Annotated in this window: 1 protein-coding gene; it reads right to left on the bottom strand. The window is 64.7% G+C overall.

Annotated features, from left to right (window positions below; genetic code table 11):
* Positions 1 to 118: 118 nt before the first annotated feature.
* Positions 119 to 484, bottom strand: a complete 366-nt coding sequence (locus tag DOM67_RS19335) for a hypothetical protein (protein WP_110678894.1) — start codon at positions 482 to 484, stop codon at positions 119 to 121.
* Between the last annotated feature and the right edge of the window lie 286 nt (positions 485 to 770).

Genomic DNA, 770 nt, shown 5'->3' with positions numbered 1-770 from the left:
CGCACAAAAAGCCCCGGCGCGGGGGCGGGCCGGGGAAGTGGAGGTGTGGTATCCGACGCTCGCGGGTCTCAGGGAGACGTCAGGGGCGAGCGCTGGTCATGCGGGGTGTGAGCGCACCTCAGTCGAGGCTGGCGAAGCTCACGTCGACGTTGCCCTGGCCACCGGCATTGACGTTCTGCAGCGCCTGGGCGGCAGCCACGCTTTGGCCCTGGCCGACCAGGTCGGCGTTACCGGCACGCAAATGGGTGCCGCGCTGGGTCTGATCGGCGACCTGAACCAGGGCCTGGTTGGCCGCGGTGCTGTGGCCACCGCTGACGGTATCGACGCTGTAGCGGGTCGGCAGCGTCTGGTAGTCGCTCACCACCTGGGTATTCAGCGGCTGGTGCAGCGCAGCGAAGGCCTGCTTCTCGGCGAAACTGTTGGCCTGGGCGACGGCCGGCAGTGCCACGATCAGGGCGATAGCGATAAGGAGACGGGTTTTCATGGGGAACCTCCAGTGACTGTCTTACAGGTCGATGAGTGCGTTGGGCCTCGGCCTCAACCGTTGACGACAGTATGAAGGGGTCAATGTTAGCGGGCTAATCGAATACGCCGAAGGCGACTATCATGCGCATCGATGTGTCGACGCACTATCCAGGCGCGCTGCCGACAGGGCAAAGACAGGAAAGCCGGTGACCTATCCACAGGCGGTCGCCACCAAATCTCGATAACAGGGGTGGGGATAAGTCGATGCGGGGTGCGGCAACCCAGGGGAGGTTCACAGCGCCTGG

It is taken from the genome of Salinicola sp. RZ23 (genome assembly GCF_003206675.1).
Taxonomy (GTDB): domain Bacteria; phylum Pseudomonadota; class Gammaproteobacteria; order Pseudomonadales; family Halomonadaceae; genus Salinicola; species Salinicola endophyticus.
This window is presented reverse-complemented; position numbering and strand designations above follow the sequence as displayed.